Annotated in this window: 1 pseudogene; it reads right to left on the bottom strand. The window is 46.1% G+C overall.

Annotated elements, in window-relative coordinates:
* Positions 1 to 1,354, bottom strand: a pseudogene (locus tag ACNQGB_RS15975) (hypothetical protein); the annotation flags it as partial.

The raw sequence follows: 1,354 nt of genomic DNA, 5'->3' as shown, positions 1-1,354 counted from the left end.
TACGTTTACGGTTAGCGTAGCTGTGGTACAATTCGATGGGTTTACATTAACTCCTGTAGTCGTATCGGACTCACAGATGGTATACGTAACCGTGTAAGGTCCCGTTGGGGTATTCGCCGCAATGGTAACGTTTCCGTCTGCATCTACTAAAATTGCTCCAGTAGTGATTGGCGTAACATTTGTGTTTGTTGTAGTTACGGCAACTCCGTTTAAGCTGTCGTTTCCTATCACACTTCCTGCTGCTACTGGTGTAGTGCCTGAGGCTAATGGTGCTAATGGTGTTCCTAAGGTATCGTTTCCTGCAATGATTTGACCCACTACGTTTACGGTTAGCGTAGCTGTGGTACAATTCGATGGACTTACATTAACTCCTGTGGTGGTGTCTGACTCACAGATGGTATAGGTAACCGTGTAAGGTCCCGTTGGGGTGTTCGCCGCAATGGTTACATTCCCGTCTGCATCTACTAAAATTGCTCCAGTAGTGATTGGGGTAACATTCGTGTTTGTTGTAGTTACGGCAACTCCGTTTAAGGTGTCGTTTCCTATCACACTTCCTGCTGCTACTGGTGTAGTACCTGAAGCTAATGGTGCTGCTGGTATTCCTAAGGTATCGTTTCCTGCTATGATTTGACCCACTACGTTTACGGTTAGCGTAGCTGTGGTACAATTCGATGGACTTACATTAACTCCTGTGGTGGTGTCTGACTCACAGATGGTATAGGTAACCGTGTAAGGTCCCGTTGGGGTGTTCGCCGCAATGGTTACATTCCCGTCTGCATCTACTAAAATTGCTCCCGTAGTGATTGGGGTAACATTTGTGTTTGCAATCGTTACTGCAACTCCGTTTAAGGTGTCGTTTCCTATCACACTTCCTGCTGCTACTGGTGTAGTACCTGAAGCTAATGGTGCTGCTGGTGTGCCTAAGGTATCGTTTCCTGCTATGATTTTACCCACTACGTTTACGGTTAGCGTAGCTGTGGTACAATTCGATGGACTTACATTAACTCCTGTGGTGGTGTCTGATTCGCAAATGGTATAGGTAACCGTGTAAGGTCCCGTTGGGGTGTTCGCCGCAATGGTTACATTTCCGTCTGCATCTACTAAAATTGCTCCAGTAGTGATTGGCGTAACATTTGTGTTTGTTGTAGTTACGGCAACTCCATTTAAGCTGTCGTTTCCTATCACACTTCCTGCTGCTACTGGTATAGTACCTGAAGCTAATGGTGCTGCTGGTGTGCCTAAGGTATCGTTTCCTGCTATGATTTGACCCACTACGTTTACGGTTAGCGTAGCTGTGGTACAATTCGATGGGTTTACATTAACTCCTGTAGTCGTATCGGACTCACAGATGGTA

This window comes from Flavobacterium frigidum, from assembly GCF_048286795.2.
The sequence above is the reverse complement of the archived record's forward strand: the minus strand, read 5'-3'. Positions and strand labels throughout refer to the sequence as shown.